Below are 20,575 nucleotides of genomic sequence, written 5' to 3'. Positions count from 1 at the left end.
CTCAACCTGCTCTCTCAAGAATCCTCGGCCAAGGTTGGCAAAAAGGCGAAACGCCTTAAAGCTGGCTGGGATAACACTTATCTCACCAAAGTCCTGGCTAGCGCAGGGTGAGTATGCGTTTGCCCTGCCTAGCGGGCTCAAGCGCTGGCCCCAGCTCTGCCCGTACCTAGCCAGAAGCCTACCGAAAATTCGGTAGGCTTCCGTAGACTGGCGCAGGCGATCGCCCGCACCCGCTACAATTGCCCCACTGCGACCGGGACCGCCTCCAGCTCAAACCCGCGATCGCGCAGATGTGCCTCCCAGCTCCACCGCAGCAAAAATGCCTTGGCAGCTGCATAACCTGACCTATACAAACTGTCTTTGTCTGCATTGGTCAAATCGAACTGGGTGGCCGAAATCTTGCCGGTAGCAATATTAATGATTCGGCCCATCTCGTTCTTGCGAATGTGGTGATTGTCGCGGGCCACCTGCATAGTTTCAACCATGGCCCGCAGAATCCCTAAAGCTCCTGTTACGGGTTTTGCGGATTCAGCGGTGCTGGGTTTGCACTCCTCTACCGTCTCCATTAGCCGGAAGCCAAAGGTGGGGCAGCAGGGTCTTTGGCCGGGTTCGGCATCGTAGATCCACAGCGGAAAGTTGCTCAGCACGCCGCCATCGACAATGGTTGAATCTTGCAACTGCCCCGGCTCAAAAAACAGTGGAATGCTCATCGACAGCCGCACCGCCTCAGCCACCGAAAACTGAGAGGGTTCCTGGCCATAGAAGCGCAAATCTTCTGGCAGCACCCGCATTTCTTGGCAGCTAATGTCTGAGACCACTACTTTTAGATCCCGCTTTTGGTGCCACGCCAGGTTAGAGGATTGTTCCTGCAAAAACGGGGCGAAGGTGGGCAGCTTTTGGTCCAAATGCCCAGACAACCAGGCCTTAAACGGCTCCGCTGAGTACTGGCCACTGCGTCGAGCAATTAGCAGGCGCAGCAGCATCCAGTGAAATTGCTTCATGTCGTCTGAGGGCGACCCATTCCAGATCAATCGGCTGGTCTTTTGGCTGAGAATCTGGCCCTCGTAATCTAGGGGGCCGAGCACGTCCTCCTCCATTTGCTTGACGGTGAACCCTGCCGCCACCATTGCCGCTGTAATCGCCCCGGCAGAGGTGCCAGCGACCTTGCGAAATTTTATGCCAGCGTCGGCGAAGCAGCGCAGCGCCCCCAAAAAGGCTGTTCCCTTAACGCCGCCGCCTTCAAAGACGGCGTCTACGTAGTAGCTGCGATCGCTCGCCATAGGTAAGTTGTGCTGAATACTGGCAATTTGCTGGGGGTCTAAACGGAGATCAGGATCTTGCTTAAAGACGGCAGAAGGTTCCCAGATCGTCATGGTGGAGGCTCCCTGAAATATAGATTGCAAAGGTTGCTCAGCCCGCGCTCAAACAGTTTTTGCCGCAGGTTTTTGGTTATGGAGTGCTTCAGGAGAAGCGTTGCTGATTCCAGAAAATTGCTGCAGCGATCGCTAATACTAAAGTTTGGTTACCTACCTCCGATTAGTTCAGGGCAAACAACCGTTTGCCCCTACGAGGTACCTGTTTTGATCCGGGGTTTTCGGAACTCGAACTTGGCACAATACCGGCACTGCAAAACTGGGCGGCCCAATAGAGCCGCTCCCAGGCAATCTTCCCTAAACCCCCTATAAAGGAGGGACAGTGTGGAACTGAGACAGCCAGTAACGGCCTCAGGAATGGGGGCTAGTCCACAGACCTCAGGAATTGCCCGCAGGTTCCAGGTCTTGCCCAGCCTATCGGGCCGCTACAAACCGCTCCCGGGCCACGTCCCGCAGCCGTTGAATATCTTCTCGGCGGCAGATTGAGAGGGGCACGGTGCGCTTAATCTCGGCCAGGAGCAGGGCGGTGTCGGCGGGGCGGTTTTCGKGCAGGGCGTGGTAATGGGCGGTAATCACAGCCTGCTCGATCTCAGCGCCGCTAAAGCCGTCGGTCGCGACGACCAGCTCCTCCAGGTCAAAGTTCGCCAGGCCCTGCTGGCGGCGCTCCAGGTGAATGTGCAAAATATCGCGGCGCTCGTCGGCCTCGGGCAGATCGACAAAGAAAATTTCGTCAAAGCGACCCTTGCGCAGCAGCTCGGGCGGAATGGCCGACAGATCGTTGGCGGTGGCGACCACAAAGATTTCCTGGGATTTTTCCTGTAGCCAGGTGAGAAAATAGCCAAACATGCGGCGGCTCAACCCCCCATCGGCCTCGCCGCTGGCCTGGCCCAGGCTCTTTTCGATCTCGTCAATCCACAGAATGCAGGGGGCCATGGTCTCGGCCATGGTGACGGCGCGGCGAAAGTTTTTGTCAGACTCGCCCACGTACTTGTCGTAAAGGCGACCGGCATCAAGCTTGAGCAGGGGCAAACTCCACTGGCGGGCGATGGTTTTGGCCGCCAGCGACTTGCCGCAGCCCTGGATGCCGACGATCAAAATACCTTTGGGGGCGGGCAGGTGGTACTGGCGGGCCTGGGGCGTAAAGCCCACCCTGGCATAGTCGAGCCAGCGTTTGAGACCCTCAAAGCCGCCCAGCTGGGCCAGGTTAGTCTCGGACGGAAAGTAGTCGAGCAGCCCCTCTTCATGGATAACGCGGGCCTTGCGTTCGAGCACGCGCTTCACATCGTCGGCGTTGAGTCTGCCGTCATGGAGGGCGGCATAGGAAACAACTTTGCGGGTCTGGCTCAGGGTCATGCCCTGGAGCGCTTTGACCAGGGCGTGAATATCTTCGGGGGTCAGTTCGACCTTGACGCGCCCCTTGAGCACCCGCACCACATCGGAGACCGCCCCGTACAGCTCTTCGGGTTCGGGCAGCTTAATGTCAAAGTAGACGGCATCGTGGGCAATTTCAGGCGGTAGAGTTTGACCGCTACCGCTGATGACCAGAGTAGAGCGGTGGTGAGAAAACTGATCGGCGACTTCCCGCAGCAGCCGCGCCACTACCGGATCTTTGAGGTGGTGGGCAAAATCCTTGAGCCAAAAGATGGCTTTAAAGTTTAGATCCTGAATATGGCGCAGCATGTCCACGGGTTCGGTGGTTTTGGGCAGCGCCTGACCGCGCTTGCTGCCGGGGGGCGCGTACTCGTTTTGCCAGCGGTTGTCGGGGCTCTCAGGCGATCGCATTAGCCCCTGGGCAATGCTCCACTCAAATACTGCCATCTGCATATCTCTGCAGGCCGCCTTGATCAGCCCCTGCACCCGCTCCTCTTCAACAGTGTCGATAACTACGACCGGGTGAAAGGAGGTCACCAGGGTTTGAAAATGCTGCACGCTGGTTTTGAGAGACATAGCTGCCGAAAGTAACGCTAGGCCTAAGGTGCCCGCTTCCTCCTACACTTGCTGCATGGCGAATTCCGGAGGCTGAGGCGATTCGCGCAGCGTTCGGAAACCGACTCGAAACAAGTATCCCTTTGGGAATCGCCCTAGTCGAGCGCGTCTATGCCCTGGCGGGCGTAGCGAATGCGCAGCTTTAGCCCCAGGGTAATTTGCTTCATGACCCAGTAAAGGCTAGTCAAAATAACAAAGGTGACGAAGATAACCGCCGCCGGTTGCTTTGAGGTTAGGGCGTCGAGGGTATAGGCGATGACGCCAGTGGGATCAATGACCAGATCCCAGCTGTTGAAGCGCAGAAAGCGGCCCAGGTAGATGCCCACCGCGCTGAGCGCGTGAATCGTCAGCTCGAGGGGCAAGATCATCGCTTTGGCACCGTGCTGCTTGAGGTAGGCAGCCAGGTTGAGAATCGAGACAACGTAGGCTTCAAACCCCAGCAGGATGGCGATCGCGTGCAGGGGAATGAACACCAGAGCCACGACCAAAATGCGAATCTCCCCAGAGCTGGTGCCTCGAATCAGGTGAATAATGTCGGTGAGTACGTAGGGCGCGTTGGGCAAAAAGACCAAAAACACCACCAGCCCCACCCACCACAGCCAGCCCTGGGGATTTTGCTTGGTCTTGAAAATCTTCAGGCTGAGCAGACCGGCAAAGGCCGCGACCAGCAGCAGCCACAGCAGCTCTAGTAAGGAGAGTAAACCGCCGCCGGAGTTGTCTCTGAGCAGGTTGTAGAGCCCTTGCACAGCACGAGGGATGCGAGGCCCCAGCCCCAGCACGCCAATTATCCCCACCAGCACGCAGGCCGCCAAAAACCATCGGTTGGCTAAACTCTGGCGACGAAACAAACTAAAACTCAGCAGCAGCGGAATCGCCGCCAAAAACAAGTTCCATAGAATCCAGCCGCTGTAGACGTTATCAAAGGCGCTGATAATGTTGGGCAGGAGCCATCTCATCGGGTCTTAACTCCTAAAGCAAAATTTAATTTAACCCAATCTAAATCTTCAAAGCGCAATGTGTCCGTTCCTGAATGAGTCAAGGATTGTTTGCAAAGCGTATAGCCTGCGGCATCCCAGAAACGGGAACCGACTCAGAACGAGTATCGCTTGAAGAATTGTGCCCATTGCTCAGCAGCACCCGCGCTATAACAAGGAGAGTCTTCTTACCTGCATCGCCATGCCAGACAACCCTCAGCGCCAGGGCAACACCACCGAGCACCTGCTAACTACCCCCCACGGTAGCCACCCCTACACCGCCTCGGCCCAGTGGCAGACGCTCTACGAAAATGACAAACCCGTGGCGGAGCTGTTCCATGTGGCGTACACCATTGCTGACCAAGACCCGGCCCAGCGGCCGATTACCTTTGTGTTTAACGGTGGCCCTGGGGCGGCCTCGGCCTACCTGCACATGGGGGCCCTGGGGCCGCGCCGGGTGGTGTTTAACCCCGACGGCAGCCTGCCCCGTCCGCCAGTGCAGGTGGTCGACAACGGCGAGAGCTGGCTGAGCTTTAGCGACCTGGTATTTATCGATCCAGTGGGCACTGGCTTCAGCCGCATCCTGCCCAAAGATGACGACAAGTCCGCTAAATCAGACGACAAACCGACCGAAAAGTCCAACGGTAAACCCGACGACAGCGCCGACAATAACGCCAAGAAATTCTGGACGGTCGATCGCGACCTCAACGCCCTGGGCGAGTTTATTCAGGCCTACCTATCGACCCACCATCGCTGGCTGTCGCCCGTGTTTATTGCTGGCGAGAGCTACGGCGGCTTTCGGGTGGCTAAACTCTGCCGTAAGCTGCAGCAGGACTACGGCGTGGGCCTGTGCGGGGCCGTTTTAATTTCGCCTGTGATGGAGTTTATGCTGCTGGAGGGCAATGACTACAACCTCAGCGGCTGGGCCACGGTGATCCCTTCGATGGCGGCCACAGCGGTTTACCACGGTCGGGTAGACACTGCCGACAGCCCCGCCGCCCACGGGAACAAAGCCGCCGAGTTTGCCCGCAAAACGTTGATTCCGCTGCTGGCCCTGGGTCGCACCGCCGCCGCCGAAGACCAGCAGCGCGTCTTTGGTGAGCTGGCCGAGCTGATTGGCCTAGCCCCTGATGTGGTGCAGCGCCACCGGGGCCGCATTGATATTGCGGTGTTTGCCCGCGAGCTACTGCGCCACCAGCAGCGCATTCTCGGCCTCTACGACGGTTCGGTAACGGCGATCGACCCCTTTCCCGATCGCGTGCTGCACGAGGGCACCGACCCCACCCTGGAGGGCATCGATCGCCTGTTTACCGGCGCAATCAACAGCCACCTGCGCTCTACCCTGGGGGTCAATACCACCCTGACCTACAACCTGCTCAGCTTTGAGGTGTTCAAAGCCTGGGAATTTTTGCCCGAGAGCGACTACCGGCAGGGTTTTGTGGGCTCGGTGGATGACCTGCGGGTGGGCATGGCCCTCAACCCCTACCTGAAGGTCTATATCACCCACGGCATCTACGACCTGGTAACACCTTACTTCTCATCCAACCACCTAGTTGATCAAATGGCGCTCAACGATGAGCTGCGCCCCAACCTCACCCTGCGCCATTTTCAGGGGGGGCACATGTTCTACACCTGGGAGGAGTCGCGGCAACAGTGGTTTGACGATATGCAGAGCTTCTATCACCAGGCAGCGGGGAAAAATTGAAGTTCTGTTTGTGGCCCCATGATCTAGCTGTAGACTCAGTCCAGTGCCAGCAGCGGCATGCCATCTTCAAACACCAGTAGCTCACCGGGCTGGATGGGAGTCCACTGTTCGTTGTCGGTCAGTGAGGTGGTGGCAATAATGGCAACGCGATCGCTGGGGGTGGTCAGCTCCTGAAAGTCGACCGTCAGATCTTCGTCGATCAGGTGGGCGGCGGCGAAGGGGGCCTGCCGCACGATGTAGCAGAGCTTGGTGGAACAGTGGGCGAAAAAGTGCTCGCCGTCGGAGAGCAGATAGTTGAAGATGCCGTGGGCTGCGATCGCAGCGGTGATCTCCTGCAGCGCCAGGTACAGGTCTTGAATGGGGGGCTTGCGATCGGGAAACCGCTGGCGAATGCCGTTGAGCATCAGGCAAAACGCCCGTTCGCTGTCGGTTTGCCCCACCGGACGGTAAATGCCGGTGGGGTCTGCCGCCAGGGTGGGCACATCGCCGTTGTGGGCAAACACCCAGTAGCGCCCCCACAGCTCGCGCTTGAAGGGGTGACAGTTTTCTAGCCCCACCGGCCCCACCGTGGCCTTGCGAATGTGGGCGATCACGTTCATCGATTTGATCGGGTACTGGCGCACCAAAGCCGCCACAGGAGAGGTGCTGGAGGGGCTGTCATCGAGAAACACCCGACAGCCCAGCCCTTCAAAAAACGCAATGCCCCAGCCGTCTTTGTGGTCGTCGGTTTTGCCGCCCCGGGCGCAGAAGCCCTCAAAGGAAAAGCAAATATCCGTCGGCACGTTGCAGTTCATCCCCAGGAGTTGACACATAGCGGTTGTGCCCTATTTCAGCGGCCACCAGGAGACTTTGTCGCGGGTGGCCCCGTAGACTTCCTTTAGCCCCTCGGGGTCGATTACCTTCACCAAATCGTTGGCCGACTCAGCCAGTTTGTCGGTCTTGATGTAGCCCGCCTTGGCTAAGCCCTTCAGCACCTGCTCTACGGTGCGGTGGTTGAGCTGGCAGGCGCGGGCAATCAGGTCGATGGGCAGATCAAACACGTATTCGGGCTTGTCGCCCTGGGGCTGGGCACCCAGACTGCGCTCCTGAAAAATCAGCCCCCGCAGCACTGCCGCCACCGCCTGGGGAGGGTAAGTGCTGCAATTGAGCAGATGGTACTGAAACTTTTCGCGCAGCTCAAACAGCAGGGTGTAACGCTCCCGAAAGGTTTCGCTGTGGTCGTAGAGATCTTGCACCACCTGCACTGGAACCTTGACTACGTTAGTGGTTTTGTAGGCTTCGACCAGGCTGGGGAAGGACCGCGTCGCTGCACCCACACCCACGGGCAGGCTGCGCATACCAAAACAGCCGCCGGGGTAGGTGAGGGCTAAAACCCGATCGAGGGGAGTGCTACGCATGATCACCGGGCCGCCGTCGATGACCACGTACAGGTGCTCTTGCCAGGTGTGGGGCCGAAAGGCCGTGTAGACCGGGCGGTTGGAGTAGAGCTTTTCAACGGTTAGCCCATCGGGGTCGAGGTTGCTGAGCCGCGGGTCTTGCCCCAGCCCACGAAACAAAAAGCTCTGGGTCGTCAACGTTTCGATCGTTTTTGAAGCCAAGCTGGGGCTTTTTGCCTTTGCCATGGGGTGTTGTAGGTTCCATACTCTGCCATTGTCCCTCGAAACTACGGTTATACCTCAGTAACGCTGCGGTTTTGCCAATTTTGTTGGGGTTGGGCAATGGCGGGTATGGAACTAGCTGACCAACGTTTAGTGGGGGGCAAAGCGGCGCGCAAACCAGCGTGACTACGCCTTGGCTATACACCCAGCTTCAGTAGCCGTCGTCAGCATCGGTGTCAAACCACAGGTCGGCTTCTAGTTCCACCAGATCCAACAAAGCCTCGTGGACGGTGGCGGCGCGGCCCTCGATCGCCAGGTCAAACCAGCCATCTTCCTGACCGTTGGCCCCCAGCAGCGCGCCTAAAATATTCACCTTGAGGCCGTAGCGGTTGATCAAGTTAGAGATCACCGGGTCGGGGTGCCGCTCTTTGGGAATGCGGATCTTGACCTGGGTTTGCACCAGGCTTTCAGGGTTTTTGAGGTGCAGCGCCTCCAGGCCATAGTCGGGAATTACCGATGCCATTGCGAGTCTCCGTATAGTTGGGTTAGGAATATGTAACCGCTAGTTAATGTCCCCGATGCTGAATGCCGGCCCTGCGCTCTAGCAGATACTTCAGCACGAGGGTGACCACGGCCAAACAGGCCAGCAGTAGGGAGGCCGTGTAGGCCGCCTGGCTGTTGTACTGAATGTGCGCCTCTTCAATAAAGAGGGGCAGCGTTTGGGTTTTGCCCACGATGTTGCCCGAAACTACGGTCACCGCCCCAAACTCACCCATGGCCCGTGCGTTAGTCAAAATTAGGCCGTAGAGCAAACTCCACTTGATCGACGGCAGCGTGACCCGCCAAAAGGTCTGCCACTGGGTTGCCCCCAGGGTGGCGGCGGCCTCCTCCTGCTGGGTACCGTTTTCTTCGAGAGCGGGCAGCACCTCGCGGGCAATAAAGGGCATGGTGATAAAGATACTGGCCATGACGATGCCCGGCAGCGCAAAGATAATCTTGATGCCGCTGGCCTCGAGCAAAGGCCCAAACCAGCCCCGGTTGCCAAACAGCAGCACCAGCATCAGACCCGCAACCACCGGCGAAATCGAGAAGGGCAGGTCGATAATGCTGATCAGGAGCGATCGCCCCGGGAAATTTTTGTTGGCCAACGACAGCGCCGCACAGAGCCCGAACACCGTGTTCAGCGGCACCGTAATCACGGCCGTAATCAACGTCAGCTTTGCCGCATTCAAAAAGAACTTGCTGGTAAACGTGTCGAGCAGGCCGGGCAGCCCCGCCTTAAACGCCTGAATAAACACGTTGAGGGCGGGCACCAGCAAAATTAGCCCCAGAAAGCCAAACACAAAGGCTACCAGCAGCCACTTGCCCCACTGAAATTTGCCTGCCTTCCGAGACCTGGACCCGGCGACAGCGATCGGTTGCCTCAAAGACGAATCAGCCATAAAAGCGCCTCCCGCGAGCCTGAATAAGGTTGATCACCAGCAGTGCCGACAGCGAAATTAGCAGCAGCACCGTGCCAACCACCGTGGCCCCGGCGTAGTCAAACTGCTCTAAACGCTGAATGATTAGCACTGGTGCGATTAAGTCTTGAAAGGGAATGTTGCCCGCAATAATCACTACCGAGCCGTATTCGCCCACCGCTCGCGAAAAGCCCATGGCCACCCCCGTGAGAATAGCCGGCATCAGCGGCGGCAAAATTACCCGCCAAAAGGTCTGCCACTGGGAAGCCCCCATGGACCAGGCGGCCTCCTCCATTTCCGCCTCCATGTCTTGCAGTACCGGCTGCACCGTCCGCACCGAAAAGGGCAGCGCGATGAAGATCATCGCCACCAGCACCCCCAGACGGGTGAACGACACCTTGATGCCAAAGGGCTCTAGAAAGCCGCCAATCAAGCCGTTGCTGCTGTAGATAGTCGATAGGGTTAAACCGGCTACCGCCGTGGGCAGAGCAAAGGGCAAATCGATGATGGCATCTAAAAACCGCTTCCCCGGAAACTCGTAGCGCACCAGCACCCAGGCAATAATTAGCCCAGCAAAGCCGTTGATAATGCTGGCCACCAGCGCCGTAAAAAAGGTGACGTTGTAGGTCGAGATCGCCACCGGATCGGTAGCGATGCGCCAAATTTCTGCCGGGTTAAGGGTGAGTGCCTTGAGCACAAGCGCCGCCATCGGCAAAAACAAAAACAGAGTGAGATAGAACCAGGTGACCCGCCAAGTCCAGGGGGCGTGGAGAATTTGGTGCCAAAGACCTGGGGATGAAGACGGTGGGGATGAAGTCATGGGTGCAGAGAAAACATGTCGATTAGTCAGTCGCGATCGCCCCTCACCCCAGCCTGCTCTCGATCGCATAGGGCTGAGGTAAGGGGCATCTACCTACTTGCCAACTTTGGATTGAACCTGGTCAAAGATTGCCCCGTCGGCGAAGAACTTTTTGTCGATCTCTTCCCAACCGCCCAGGTCGGCGATGGTAAATAGGGTGTCGATCTTAGGGAACTGATCGGCAAACTGCTCACCCACTTCTGGGTCAGAGGGGCGGAAACCGACCTTGGCAAATTCCTCCTGGGCCTCTGGGGTAAACAGAAACTCTACAAAGGCTTCAGCGACCTCGCGAGTGCCGTGCTTATCCACATTGGCATCGACGACGGCAACGGGGTTATCAATGGAAATGTTCACATCGGGAACGATAAAAGGCAGCTCTTCGCCATTTTGGGCGGCCAGCAGCACTTCGTTCTCGTAGTTAATCAGCACATCGCCCTGGCCTCGGGTGAAAAACACATCGGTGGATTCCCGCGCATCCTTGGGCAGCACCGGCACGTTTTGATAGACCTTGGTGACGAAGTCTAGGGCAGCGGCGTCATCTTTACCGGTTTGGGTCTGATACCCCCAGGCCCCTAGGAAGTTCCACTTGGCCCCACCGGAGGTTTTGGGGTTGGCAGTTACTACCGCTACATCGTCGCGAGCCAGGTCTTCCCAACCCTGAATATTTTTAGGATTGCCCTCTCGAGTAACCAGCGCCGCTACTGAGGAATGCACGATCGCATTGTTGGGAGCTTCGCCTTCCCAGCCGGGCTCGATTAGGCCACCCTCTTCAATTTTTTTGGTGTCTCCGGCCAGGGCCAGAGCGACGATATCAGCTTCTAGACCATCGAGCACGGCGCGGGTTTGGGAGCCAGAGCCGCCGTAGCTTTGATTAAAGGTGACATCCTGGCCGGTTTCGGCCTTCCACTGCTCGACAAATTTAGGAATGATTTGCTCGTAGGCGGCTTGGGTGACGGCGTAGGAGACCAGCGTTAGCTCTACGGGGCCAGCGGCGGCGGTAGCCGATTCGCCCGTGCTGGCCTCGGGGGAGGATGTGGTGCTACCGCAGGCGGCCAGACTGCCCGCTAGACCCAGCCCCGCCAGAAACAAAACTGCCGATCGCCGCGAAAGATAACGTTGAGGTGATGTCATGGGTAGCTCTCCAAAGAATCTCCGGTAACTCGATAGGGTTTTCGAGGATTACGTTTATGGACTGTATCATAAAATTTTGTGCTTAGATTCAAAATGAAATTGAAGTTATTTGCACATTTTCTCAAACCTGAGCTGGCTCGTTTTTAGGACAAGTTGCATTTTTATTCTGTGTGGGGTAGCGTGATATCACGTTGCAGCCTGGGCAGTGAGCGATCGCCCCTACAGGCCTGAGGCGTACACCGAGACGCGCACTGGCCCTGCTGCCGAGGTTTTGGTTTTAGAGTGGCTCTGGAGAAAGCGGCACGACTTCGCTAAGCTTCGGTGCCGCGCCCTGGTTGAAGCACAATGTCGATTTTGGAAAGCACCCGTGGGAATTCGAGTAGACAACGTTTCAAAACGGTTTGGAGATTTTCAGGCTCTTGAGCCCATCAACCTGGATATCAAGAGTGGCTCTCTGGTGGCCCTGCTGGGGCCGTCGGGCTCGGGTAAGTCCACCCTGCTGCGGGTGATTGCCGGCCTAGAGCAGCCCGATACCGGCAGAATCTACATTTCGGCCCAGGACGCTACCTACAAAACGGTGCAGGCTCGTCAGGTAGGCTTTGTGTTTCAGCACTACGCGCTGTTCAAACACCTCACCGTGCGTAAAAATGTGGCCTTTGCCCTGGAGCTGCAGAAGTGGTCCCAAGAGCGCATTAAAAATCGGGTAGACACCCTGCTCGACCTGGTGCAGCTGGAGGGCCTGGGCGATCGCTACCCCTCTCAACTCTCCGGCGGCCAGCGCCAGCGCGTGGCCCTGGCCCGCGCCCTGGCGATTGAGCCTCAAGTTCTACTGTTAGATGAACCCTTCGGTGCCCTCGACGCCAAGGTGCGCAAAGACCTGCGCGACTGGCTGCGCCGCCTCCACGACGATGTTCACGTCACCACGGTATTTGTTACCCACGACCAAGAAGAAGCAATGGAAATTGCCGACGAGATCGTGGTCATGAGCAACGGCAGAATCGAGCAGGTGGGCACCCCCGAAGTGGTTTACGAAAACCCCGCTACCCCCTTTGTGATGAGCTTCATCGGGGCCGTCAACGTGCTCTCCCCTGACCACACCTGGAAGGCGCACCATCAGGAACTGCCCCAGACGGCGGGTCAGGTGTTTTTACGCCCCCATGACATCGAAGTCTTTACGGCCTCTACCGACGGCAGTCTGCCTGCCACCATCAACCACATCATTCACCTGGGCTGGACGATTCGCCTGGAGCTGAGCCTGGAGAATGGGCAGCCCGTGACCGCCCACATCAACCGTGAGCAGTACAAGACGCTGGCTATTCAGCCCCACCAGCGGGTTTACCTGCGGGCCAAGCTGCTGCGCACCTTTGAAGAGTCGCCCAGCTACGCGCCCTCGGTGGCTTGAGGTTTGTGCAGTAAAATTCTTCTAGTTTTGGCTGTCTAGGGGCTGTCATCAATTAACAGCTGATAGCCCAAGAACCAGCCGTTACAGCCCCTAGCTTGTTTGCTGGGTCGGGCGTGGCAATGCTGATGGATTCAGGATTGTGGCCAGAATGGATAACACGTCCTAGGGTTTACTCTGCATTCTTCTTGGGAACTACGGCGTTGTTTAGCGGCGGTGAGCTTGAGCTTTCTCTCTGGATGCTGGTGCTTTTGGCGGGGGTGTTTTTTCTCACCAGCGCCGTCAGCATGGTGACCGGCAGCACTTCGCTGATTACCGTGCCCATGCTGATGCAGGCGGGGGTTGAGCCTCAAGTGGCGATCGCCACCAATATGGCCGCCCTCACCCTGATGAGTCTCGGTGCCACCCTGCCCTTTGTGGGTCAAAGCAAGCTCGACACCCGCCGCGCCCCCTGGCTGATTGGCCTTACCCTAGTGGGTTCGGCCCTGGGCGCGGTGCTGCTGAGGCGGCTGCCCGACGCGGCCCTATCACCCTTTATTGCCGCCTCAATGCTGGTGGTAGTGGGGGCATCGCTGCTGCTGGGCAATCGCGGCGTGCAGCCCCTCCCCCAAGCGCTGTCTCCCCGGTGGGTTGTAGTCGGTTACCTGGCTACATTTTTTTTGGCGATCTACGGGGGGCTGTTTAGCGGTGGCTACGTGACCCTGCTGACCGCCACCTTTGTAGGCTGCTTTGGCCATACGTTTATAGAGGCGATCGCCACCAGCAAGCTGGTCAACATTTTTTCGTCTCTCATTGCCACCGCGATCTTTGTTCACCTGGGGCTGGTCAACTTTGGCCTCGGCCTACTGTTGGGGGTAGCCATGTTCCTCGGCGCATTTTGGGGAGGCCGGGTGGTACTGCACTGGCCCAATCGCTGGCTGCGCCGCATTTATGTGGTCACCGTTGCTGTTCTAGCCCTGAAACTGCTGCTAAATCTATGACCGAGATGGGTATCCCTGGTCGTTCTCTGTCCTAGCGTCCGGCGCTTGACGATAACGGCACCCCCACCCCCGCCCGACATCTCATTCCCCAGGCGGGTGAAAAACCGGTTGAGCTTGCCGATGATCTAACCACTCTCGTGCCAGCAGCCGAGCCCGACTGCGCCGACTGTGGGGCGACATTTTGCTGGTGGGCCACCTGTTCCTGCCCCTCTGCTGGTGGAACTTGGGCGCTTAGCAGCTCATTGATGACGGCCCCTAGCTTGGCTACCCAGCCAGTCGCCCCTTCCTCTACTTACCCATGTCTTACTCCACCCTCACCCCCCTTAAACCCCTGTGGCTAGGCGTCGCTTTACCGCTGGCCGGGCTAGTCACCCTGGGGCTGCTGGTGGCAGCCCACCCCACCCTGCCCGCCTGGGATGCAGCTTTTTTGCTGCGACTGCACCGCTACGCCAGCCCAGCGCTGAACCAAGCTGTGGCGATCGCCACTGACCTGGGCACCTTTTGGGGCGTGCTGCCAGCGTCGCTTGGCCTGATGGCCCTGGGTCTCTGGCATCGCCGTTGGCAACCGGCCAGCTATTTGGCCTTTGTGATGGCGGGCAGTGCCGTGCTAAACCCAATCGCCAAGCAGCTCTGGCACCGGGTGCGTCCTGCGCTGTGGGATGGCATTCCACCCCACACCGACTTTAGCTTTCCGAGTGGCCATGCTACCTACTCAATGGCCTTTGTAATGGCCCTGGTTCTACTGAACTGGGAGAACCCTAAGCGCCCGTGGTTGCTGGGGCTGGGCGGCCTGTTTGTGTTCTGCATTGGGGCCAGTCGGGTGTATCTCGGGGCGCATTACCCCAGCGATATTTTGGGGGGCTGGCTGCTGGCGATCGCCTGGGCGATCGGTCTACACCAGCTGATGTTTCACTGGGGGCCATGGTTGCGATCGCAGGCATCGAGCTAACTTTTCACCACCCCACCACCCCCTGCCCATGCTTGCTRTCTCCTACCTTTCTCCTAACTTGCTCTGGCTCTACCAGGCCGTGGGCGACTATTTGGGCCGTCGTCTGGGCGGCTCGGTGACTGTGGTGCAGGGCGAGTGCGATCCGCTGGATGATCCGGCTCTGGCGGGCGATCGCTGGGATCTGATCTTTATCTGCGGTTTGCCGCTGATGCGCTACCGACAGCGGGTTCCGCAGCAGTTGCGGCCCCTGGTGGCTCCGGTGATGGCGCAGGATCGCTACGGGGGGCAGCCGGTGTACTTTTCAGACGTGGTGGTGCGGGCAGATAGCACGCTTTCTAGCTGGGATGACTTGGCCCAGACGGTCTTTTGCTACAACGATCGCGGCTCCCACAGCGGCTACAGCCGCATGGGCTACGAGCTGAGCCAGCGAGGGCTAGACTGGGGATTTTTTGGGCAAAAGGTTGAGTCGGGGGGGCATGGGCGATCGCTGCACACCATTCTTGCGGGTGGGGCCGACTGCGCGGCAATCGACAGCACCGTGCTCGACCAGGCCATGCGCGAAGATGCGACCCTGGGCCAAAAGCTCCGCATTGTCGCCAGCCTTGGCCCCTCGCCCATGCCGCCCATCGTGGTCTCACAACGGTTGGGCCAGGACGTGGTGCAAACCCTGCAGGCAGCGCTCCTTCAGCCCGATGCCACGCTGCAGCGGCAGCTGACCCAGGCCGGAATTCTGCACTTTGCGGCGGTGGACTGTGGCACCTATGGGCCGGTTTTGGCGATGTATGGGGAGAGTGRGGGGGTAGGGGGTGGATGAGTGGGAGGGTGGGTGAGTGGGAGGGTGGGTGAGTGGGAGGGTGGATGAGTGGGAGGGTGGGTGAGTAAAGTTTTTGGGGTTGTTGGATACGGGTGTGGATCAAAACTGCAACGTCTTCCGTAGGGGCAAACGGCGTTTGCCCCTAGCCTAAACTCATGCTTCAAGTCAGCAACACCGTTTTTTCTCTGCTCCCCCAAGCCCTTTAAGCTAATGCCTGCTGCACGGTAAACCGCTCTGGCTGCTCTATGGCATGGCGATACAACTGCCGAAACAGCGCCTGCTGGGTGTGGCTGCCGCCTAACCGATAGAGGTGGGGCAGCACCGGGGTCAGGTGGGCGATCGCGCTTTCCCAATCGGCCTGGGCGTGGGCCATGAGCCCCCTGGCCGCCGGAACTGCCAGCTTGAGCCACCGGTTTTGGGCTGGCCCGACTAGGCTGTGGCCGTGGCTTACCATGGTCTCGATCATGGTGTAGGCGGCGTCGATGTTTCCGGCGCGGGCCAGGGCGTAGACGTAGTGCAAATCTTGGAAGGGTAGGGCATGCTCTGCCAGCCGGAGCTGAAGGGGGCGGGCCAGCGATCGCCAGCGCGACCCAACCTCTACCCCAGCCAGCTCAAGCCGCATCAGAAGTGCGATCGCCCCAACTTGATCCTTTGGCGTGTGTTTTTGCGCCCGGCCCCACACGTGGCTGTCGTAGAGCCGGAGCACTGTCGTTGTTTCGCCTAGGGCCAGGTGGGCCAGGGCCACATGCCACCAGTTGTGGGTGTAGAGCATCGAGTTGCAGTCGCCCCAGGTGTCGGCGTAGGCTGTCATCCAGTCCACGGCTTCCTGGTGGCGACCCTGGGCTTCGAGCACGTGGGCCACGGCGTGGTGCGCCCAGGGGTTGTGGCGGCGAAGTTCCGTCGCCCGCTGGCCCAAAGCCTCGGCCTGGCTAAACTGGTGGCACTGCTCCAGGCCAAAGGCCGCCATGCTGCAAAGCAGTGGGTGATTGGGCTGTGCCATAAGTGCTACCAGGGCAACCTCTAGCAGCCCCTGACTGTCGCCCTGATAGAAATAGTGGTACTGGGCCTGCTGCACCGCCAGCAAATCCTGCGGAAAGTCTTGCACCAGCGCGACGTGGTAGTCAATCGCCTGCTCAATCTGGCCCTGCCCCCAGGCGTTGATGCCGCGAATGTAGAGCTGCTCCCGGCGAGAAACCCGCTCCGCCCCGGCCACCGCCCGTCTGATGGAAGATTTGGCCCGTACCCGACCAGCCCAGTTTTCCTGGCTGAGGTAGTAGGCGGCAGCGTAGGCGTGGGCGATCGCGCAGTCGCCATCGGCCTCAATAGCTCTAAGAATGGTAGCTTCGGCCCGGCGATCGTAAGTCAGCGCCTGGTCGATAAATTCGTTGATGGCCTCTACAGCCTGGGGCACATCGGTGGTGACAGCAAGCCCTTGAGCGTCCTGAATCATGGTTGTGGTAGCCGCTTATTAGTATAGAGTGCTACCACTATCTAGGAATTCAAAATATTTTCAAGTCAACCAGGAAACAATTGAAAAATTTTTCGATCAAGGTTTCCACGCGATCGCCCCTACAGCCCCCAGCAGCTGAGGCCATCGGCGGGGTTGAGGTCCTATCTGTGCAAGCGCGCTGCTCTGCGCCACCCGCCTGCGCAACGAATTAATTAAGGAAAACATTGACCGCTCTGTCGATTTCGTGTCCTGCCGTTCGACTAATGGATAGAGCCAGGGATGAGCGTTGTCCCTATCCGCTCTGACAGCCCAAGAGGTGTCCTGAGCCGTTCACATCCGTTTGATGTAGCTGTTCTATTTGAGGAAAGCGCTATGCAAGTCAATCCTTACCTGATGTTCGATGGTCAGTGCGAAGCCGCCTTCAGGTTTTACCACCAGGTCTTAGGGGGAGAGTTAGACGATATGATGACCTTCGCTGGCTCCCCCGCCGAGGCCGCCGTACCCCCCGAATTTGCGCAAAAAATCATGCACACCCAGCTGACTTTGGGCAACTGGGCGATCATGGGATCTGACTGCCCCCCTGAACAGTACGACGCGCCCAAAGGCTTTTCAGTTTCCCTGCAAATTTCCGACCCAGATAAAGCCGAGCATATCTTTCAAGCCCTAGCCGCAGACGGCACCATTCAAATGCCCCTAGAAAAAACCTTCTGGGCGCAGCGGTTTGGCATGGTCGTCGACAAATTTGGCACTCCCTGGATGATCAACTGCGAGTAGTTCAATAGCGCCAGCGCAATGTGATGTAAGTGGAGCAAAACCATGACAACAACAGACCTGCAACAACCCTCGCCCGCAGTAGAACAGCCCACTAAAGAACACCAGTGGCTTCAACAACTGGTAGGCGAGTGGACCCATGAGATTGAAGGGATAACAGAGCCCGATCGGCCTCTAGAAAAATCCACCGGAACAGAGAGCGTAAAATCCTTGGGTGACCTCTGGGTGGTCGCCGAAGGCCAGGGCGAAATGTGTGGCACCATGGCCACCACCATCATGACCCTGGGCTACAACCCGCAAAAGCAGCGCTTTGTCGGCACCTGGGTGGGGTCGATAATGCCCCATCTCTGGGTCTACGACGGCGAACTCGACGCCGCCGAACGGGTGCTCACCCTGCATTCTGAAGGCCCGGCCATGAATGGCGAAGCCGAAATGAGCCAGTACAAAGACGTGATCGAATTCAAGCATCCTGATCACCGAGTACTGACCTCCTTTTACCTAACTAGCGACGGCGAGTGGCAGCAGTTTATGACAGCAAACTACCACCGCCAATTACTCAAACCCCAGGCTTGAACCGTAAGGTGGACTGGCACTGCATTAAAGCTGGCGGGCAGTGCCATTGCCCACCTACGCTAGACCGGAGCCTTCGAAATTGTCGTCTTCAACTATGAGCTAAAACACGATTAGAGCCGTGAAGTTTAGGCAACAACCCATGCTTTACATTTTCGGCGGTCTCCCAGGAACTGGAAAATCGTCGCTGGCGTCTAGGCTAGCTAGTCAGCGGGGGGCGGTTTACCTGCGCATTGATACGATTGAGCAGGCGATTAGAAGGGCAGGTATCGACGATATTGGCCCTCAGGGCTATGGGGTGGCCTACGGCATAGCGTTGGAGAATCTGCGCTTGGGGCTAGATGTAGTGACAGATTCCGTCAATCCGTTAGATATCACACGGATGGCCTGGCGTGAAACTGCCGTTTTGGCCAATCGCCCGTTTGTAGAGATTGAGATTATCTGCTCGGATAGCGAGGAGCACCGGACCCGAGTCAAATCTAGAACGACCGACATTGCTGGCTTAAAGCTCCCGACCTGGCAAGACGTGCTCTGTCGAACCTACGAACCGTGGCCCATGGCCCCGATTGTGATTGACACCGCAGGTCGGTCTGTGGAGCAGAGCATGGCGGACATGATTGAAGCATTACGCCTCCAGGGGTACTGACTATTCATGTATAGGGGCACCGATTGAGTTAGCGGCCACAGTGGCGGCGATCGCAACCAGCCCCCCAAGGAGAAACTATGAACATTACAGCTTCGGCGATTTCGCTTAACGTCGATGATGTGTCTGCATCAGGTGCAGTGGATGACACCTCCGGCTCAATGAGCAAACCGACAAAAAGCTTGCGGCACTACGATGTAGCATATATACTACAAATTTGTTGGAGAAGTTTTCTGAGACCCACAGACCTTAGCTCAAGAGTGGTTTGATGCTACAACCAGGTGGGTTACTTCAAGCCTTCGGGCGCACACCCACGGGCTTGATAGAGAATAGTCCTAACGTCGCAGCGCTGGCTGCGATCGCCACCTAGCGAGCCGCCATGAATCATGCTGTGTAGGTCAGGCGTCTCACCGGTAGAGACGCTGTGCTTTAAATCAGTGCCATTCTCAAATTTCTACCTGCAGTATTGAATGAAACCCGTTTTTTACGAAATTTTGGCCAACTCATTGGTGGCAATCCTAACCAACACCCTGGTTTGGTTTGGAATCACGTTTTGGGTTTACCTGCAAACTCAGTCGGTGCTGGCGACCTCGGTGATGGCTGGAATATATCTAGTCACCGTCGCTGTTTCCGGCTTTTTCTTGGGCTCGCTGGTCGATCGCTACCGCAAAAAGATATCCCTGCTGATTTCCAGCGTTGGTTCGCTGGTGATGTACGCTCTCGCCTACCTGATTTACGCATCTACGCCAGCGGCTGTTTTTGCCGACGCGTCTAGCGCCATGCTGTGGGGATTTATTGTTCTGGCGCTGATGGGGACGATCGCCGGCAACCTGCGCACCATCGCCCTGCCAACCCTGGTCACAATACTGATTGCTGAAGCAGAACGCGACAAAGCTAATGGTTTAGTAGGCACCATCAACGGCGTAGCCTTTTTGGGAGCTTCGGTCGTCAGCGGACTGGCGATCGGTTTTTTGGGTATGTATTGGATGCTGGTGATGGCGATCGCGCTCACCGTCCTGACCATTCTTCATTTGTGCACGATCGCTATTCCTGAACAGCGAATTGTTAAGACCGGGGCGAAATCTGATCACGTTGATATTCGAGGCACGATTCAGGTGATTCGTCTGGTGCCGGGCTTATTTGCGCTGATCTTTTTCAACTGCTTCAACAACTTTTTGGGCGGCGTCTTTATGTCGCTGATGGATGCCTATGGGTTATCGCTGGTGTCGGTGCAGGTTTGGGGCATTGTGTGGGGAGTTTTGAGTCTGGGGTTTATTGTGGGCGGGCTGGGGGTGGCTCGATTTGGGTTGGGCAAAAGCCCCCTGCGCACCATGTTTTTATCCAACATTGTGATGTGGATAGTAGCGATGGGCTTCACGATTCAGCCGTCGATTATTTTGCTGGCGGTGGGGTTGCTGGTGTACCTGTGCCTCATTCCTGTGGTCGAAGCCTCAGAGCAACTGATCTTGCAGACGATGATTCCGCTGGAGCGTCAGGGACGGGTGTTTGGCTTTGCCCAAAGTATTGAGCAGGCGGCCTCTCCGCTCACGGCATTTATGATTGGCCCGATCGCCCAGTTTTTGTTTATTCCCTTTATGACCACCGGGGCCGGGGTCGATTTGATTGGCCCCTGGTTTGGCACGGGCACCGATCGCGGCATTGCGCTGTTGTTTACCCTAACGGGTCTGGTGGGGCTGGTGGTGACGGTGCTGGCGATGCGATCGCGCGCCTACCGCAATCTATCGGCAGGTTACCAGCGGCGCTACGCCGATACGGTTCAGCTTGAGGCTGGGAAGTCGGTATGAGACGTTCGCACGGCGTACTGATTCCAGTCAGGCTTAAATAGCCGTTGACCACATCTCTGAACCAAACCTTGGGAACTAAAGGAATAAAAAGGGGAATCTTTTAGGTAT

Annotated in this window: 19 protein-coding genes; 9 read left to right on the top strand and 10 right to left on the bottom strand. The window is 57.7% G+C overall.

What is annotated here, in order from left to right; translation table 11 throughout:
* Positions 1-233: 233 nt before the first annotated feature.
* The 3 genes from IQ265_RS22435 to IQ265_RS22425 all read right to left on the bottom strand — a co-directional run bounded on the left by IQ265_RS22435 (position 234) and on the right by IQ265_RS22425 (position 4,315).
* Positions 234-1,373, bottom strand: coding sequence for a patatin-like phospholipase family protein (locus IQ265_RS22435; RefSeq protein ID WP_194057740.1), 1,140 nt, complete (start codon positions 1,371-1,373; stop codon positions 234-236).
* Positions 1,374-1,787: 414 nt separating this feature from the next.
* On the bottom strand, positions 1,788-3,320 hold the full coding sequence (locus tag IQ265_RS22430; RefSeq protein WP_194057738.1) for an AAA family ATPase: 1,533 nt from the start codon (positions 3,318-3,320) through the stop codon (positions 1,788-1,790).
* Positions 3,321-3,454: 134 nt separating this feature from the next.
* Positions 3,455-4,315 carry a DUF1361 domain-containing protein gene (locus tag IQ265_RS22425; RefSeq protein ID WP_194057736.1) on the bottom strand — a complete coding sequence of 287 codons (861 nt, stop codon included), beginning with the start codon at positions 4,313-4,315 and terminating at the stop codon, positions 3,455-3,457.
* 220 nt (positions 4,316-4,535) lie between these two features.
* Here IQ265_RS22425 and IQ265_RS22420 point away from each other — a divergent pair, with 220 nt between their 5' ends.
* Positions 4,536-6,038 carry a peptidase S10 gene (locus tag IQ265_RS22420; protein ID WP_194057734.1) on the top strand — a complete coding sequence of 501 codons (1,503 nt, stop codon included), beginning with the start codon at positions 4,536-4,538 and terminating at the stop codon, positions 6,036-6,038.
* Between the two features lie 35 nt (positions 6,039-6,073).
* On the opposite strand, the gene IQ265_RS22415 is transcribed toward IQ265_RS22420, so the two are convergent.
* The 6 genes from IQ265_RS22415 to IQ265_RS22390 form a co-directional block, all read right to left on the bottom strand.
* Positions 6,074-6,850: a class II glutamine amidotransferase gene (locus IQ265_RS22415; RefSeq protein WP_194057732.1), complete on the bottom strand. Its 777-nt coding sequence runs from the start codon at positions 6,848-6,850 to the stop codon at positions 6,074-6,076.
* A gap of 12 nt (positions 6,851-6,862) precedes the next feature.
* Positions 6,863-7,660 carry a Crp/Fnr family transcriptional regulator gene (locus tag IQ265_RS22410; RefSeq protein ID WP_194057730.1) on the bottom strand — a complete coding sequence of 266 codons (798 nt, stop codon included), beginning with the start codon at positions 7,658-7,660 and terminating at the stop codon, positions 6,863-6,865.
* Positions 7,661-7,847: 187 nt separating this feature from the next.
* On the bottom strand, positions 7,848-8,159 hold the full coding sequence (locus IQ265_RS22405) for an NIL domain-containing protein (RefSeq protein ID WP_194057728.1): 312 nt from the start codon (positions 8,157-8,159) through the stop codon (positions 7,848-7,850).
* A gap of 43 nt (positions 8,160-8,202) precedes the next feature.
* The gene (gene cysW, locus IQ265_RS22400) at positions 8,203-9,078 is read right to left on the bottom strand and encodes a sulfate ABC transporter permease subunit CysW (protein ID WP_194057727.1); all 876 of its coding nucleotides are present in this window, start codon (positions 9,076-9,078) and stop codon (positions 8,203-8,205) included.
* Positions 9,071-9,916 (bottom strand): sulfate ABC transporter permease subunit CysT, encoded by an 846-nt coding sequence (gene cysT, locus IQ265_RS22395; RefSeq protein ID WP_194057725.1) that lies wholly within the window; start codon positions 9,914-9,916, stop codon positions 9,071-9,073. Before cysT ends, cysW begins: the two co-directional genes overlap by 8 nt.
* A gap of 93 nt (positions 9,917-10,009) precedes the next feature.
* Positions 10,010-11,086, bottom strand: coding sequence for a sulfate ABC transporter substrate-binding protein (locus IQ265_RS22390; RefSeq protein WP_194057723.1), 1,077 nt, complete (start codon positions 11,084-11,086; stop codon positions 10,010-10,012).
* 367 nt (positions 11,087-11,453) lie between these two features.
* Here IQ265_RS22390 and IQ265_RS22385 point away from each other — a divergent pair, with 367 nt between their 5' ends.
* The 4 genes from IQ265_RS22385 (at position 11,454) to IQ265_RS22370 (ending at position 15,228) form a co-directional block, all read left to right on the top strand.
* The gene (locus IQ265_RS22385) at positions 11,454-12,488 is read left to right on the top strand and encodes a sulfate/molybdate ABC transporter ATP-binding protein (RefSeq protein ID WP_194057721.1); all 1,035 of its coding nucleotides are present in this window, start codon (positions 11,454-11,456) and stop codon (positions 12,486-12,488) included.
* Between the two features lie 185 nt (positions 12,489-12,673).
* Complete coding sequence (locus IQ265_RS22380; protein WP_228038306.1) at positions 12,674-13,465, top strand: sulfite exporter TauE/SafE family protein; 792 nt, start codon at positions 12,674-12,676, stop codon at positions 13,463-13,465.
* A gap of 298 nt (positions 13,466-13,763) precedes the next feature.
* Positions 13,764-14,414, top strand: coding sequence for a phosphatase PAP2 family protein (locus tag IQ265_RS22375; protein ID WP_194057717.1), 651 nt, complete (start codon positions 13,764-13,766; stop codon positions 14,412-14,414).
* Positions 14,415-14,442: 28 nt separating this feature from the next.
* Positions 14,443-15,228 carry a PhnD/SsuA/transferrin family substrate-binding protein gene (locus tag IQ265_RS22370; RefSeq protein WP_194057715.1) on the top strand — a complete coding sequence of 262 codons (786 nt, stop codon included), beginning with the start codon at positions 14,443-14,445 and terminating at the stop codon, positions 15,226-15,228.
* A 202-nt stretch (positions 15,229-15,430) separates the two neighbouring features.
* Here the strand turns inward: IQ265_RS22370 and IQ265_RS22365 are convergent, their stop codons facing one another.
* Positions 15,431-16,678, bottom strand: a complete 1,248-nt coding sequence (locus tag IQ265_RS22365) for a tetratricopeptide repeat protein (protein WP_194057713.1) — start codon at positions 16,676-16,678, stop codon at positions 15,431-15,433.
* A gap of 372 nt (positions 16,679-17,050) precedes the next feature.
* On the opposite strand from IQ265_RS22365, the gene IQ265_RS22360 reads away from it, so the two are divergent.
* From IQ265_RS22360 to IQ265_RS22345, 4 genes are all read left to right on the top strand, one after another.
* A complete protein-coding gene (locus IQ265_RS22360; RefSeq protein ID WP_194057711.1) occupies positions 17,051-17,452 on the top strand; it encodes a VOC family protein in 402 nt (133 codons plus the stop codon).
* Between the two features lie 42 nt (positions 17,453-17,494).
* The gene (locus IQ265_RS22355) at positions 17,495-18,022 is read left to right on the top strand and encodes a DUF1579 domain-containing protein (RefSeq protein WP_194057709.1); all 528 of its coding nucleotides are present in this window, start codon (positions 17,495-17,497) and stop codon (positions 18,020-18,022) included.
* Between the two features lie 139 nt (positions 18,023-18,161).
* The gene (locus tag IQ265_RS22350; RefSeq protein WP_194057707.1) at positions 18,162-18,665 is read left to right on the top strand and encodes an AAA family ATPase; all 504 of its coding nucleotides are present in this window, start codon (positions 18,162-18,164) and stop codon (positions 18,663-18,665) included.
* 467 nt (positions 18,666-19,132) lie between these two features.
* The gene (locus IQ265_RS22345) at positions 19,133-20,467 is read left to right on the top strand and encodes an MFS transporter (RefSeq protein WP_194057705.1); all 1,335 of its coding nucleotides are present in this window, start codon (positions 19,133-19,135) and stop codon (positions 20,465-20,467) included.
* Positions 20,468-20,575 lie beyond the last annotated feature (108 nt).

The organism is Nodosilinea sp. LEGE 06152 (assembly GCF_015207525.1).
Taxonomy (GTDB): Bacteria; Cyanobacteriota; Cyanobacteriia; order Phormidesmidales; family Phormidesmidaceae; genus Nodosilinea.
Note: the sequence above shows the minus strand (reverse complement) of the source record. Positions and strands in the feature narration are given on the sequence as shown.

Coding starts and splice junctions, on each gene's coding strand:
- IQ265_RS22435 (WP_194057740.1), bottom strand. CDS start 1,373: ATGACGATCTGGGAACCTTCTGCCGTCTTTAAGCAAGATCCTGATCTC.
- IQ265_RS22425 (WP_194057736.1), bottom strand. CDS start 4,315: ATGAGATGGCTCCTGCCCAACATTATCAGCGCCTTTGATAACGTCTAC.
- IQ265_RS22420 (WP_194057734.1), top strand. CDS start 4,536: ATGCCAGACAACCCTCAGCGCCAGGGCAACACCACCGAGCACCTGCTA.
- IQ265_RS22415 (WP_194057732.1), bottom strand. CDS start 6,850: ATGTGTCAACTCCTGGGGATGAACTGCAACGTGCCGACGGATATTTGC.
- IQ265_RS22410 (WP_194057730.1), bottom strand. CDS start 7,660: ATGGCAAAGGCAAAAAGCCCCAGCTTGGCTTCAAAAACGATCGAAACG.
- IQ265_RS22405 (WP_194057728.1), bottom strand. CDS start 8,159: ATGGCATCGGTAATTCCCGACTATGGCCTGGAGGCGCTGCACCTCAAA.
- cysW (WP_194057727.1), bottom strand. CDS start 9,078: ATGGCTGATTCGTCTTTGAGGCAACCGATCGCTGTCGCCGGGTCCAGG.
- cysT (WP_194057725.1), bottom strand. CDS start 9,916: ATGACTTCATCCCCACCGTCTTCATCCCCAGGTCTTTGGCACCAAATT.
- IQ265_RS22390 (WP_194057723.1), bottom strand. CDS start 11,086: ATGACATCACCTCAACGTTATCTTTCGCGGCGATCGGCAGTTTTGTTT.
- IQ265_RS22375 (WP_194057717.1), top strand. CDS start 13,764: ATGTCTTACTCCACCCTCACCCCCCTTAAACCCCTGTGGCTAGGCGTC.
- IQ265_RS22365 (WP_194057713.1), bottom strand. CDS start 16,678: ATGATTCAGGACGCTCAAGGGCTTGCTGTCACCACCGATGTGCCCCAG.
- IQ265_RS22360 (WP_194057711.1), top strand. CDS start 17,051: ATGCAAGTCAATCCTTACCTGATGTTCGATGGTCAGTGCGAAGCCGCC.
- IQ265_RS22355 (WP_194057709.1), top strand. CDS start 17,495: ATGACAACAACAGACCTGCAACAACCCTCGCCCGCAGTAGAACAGCCC.
- IQ265_RS22350 (WP_194057707.1), top strand. CDS start 18,162: ATGCTTTACATTTTCGGCGGTCTCCCAGGAACTGGAAAATCGTCGCTG.
- IQ265_RS22345 (WP_194057705.1), top strand. CDS start 19,133: ATGAAACCCGTTTTTTACGAAATTTTGGCCAACTCATTGGTGGCAATC.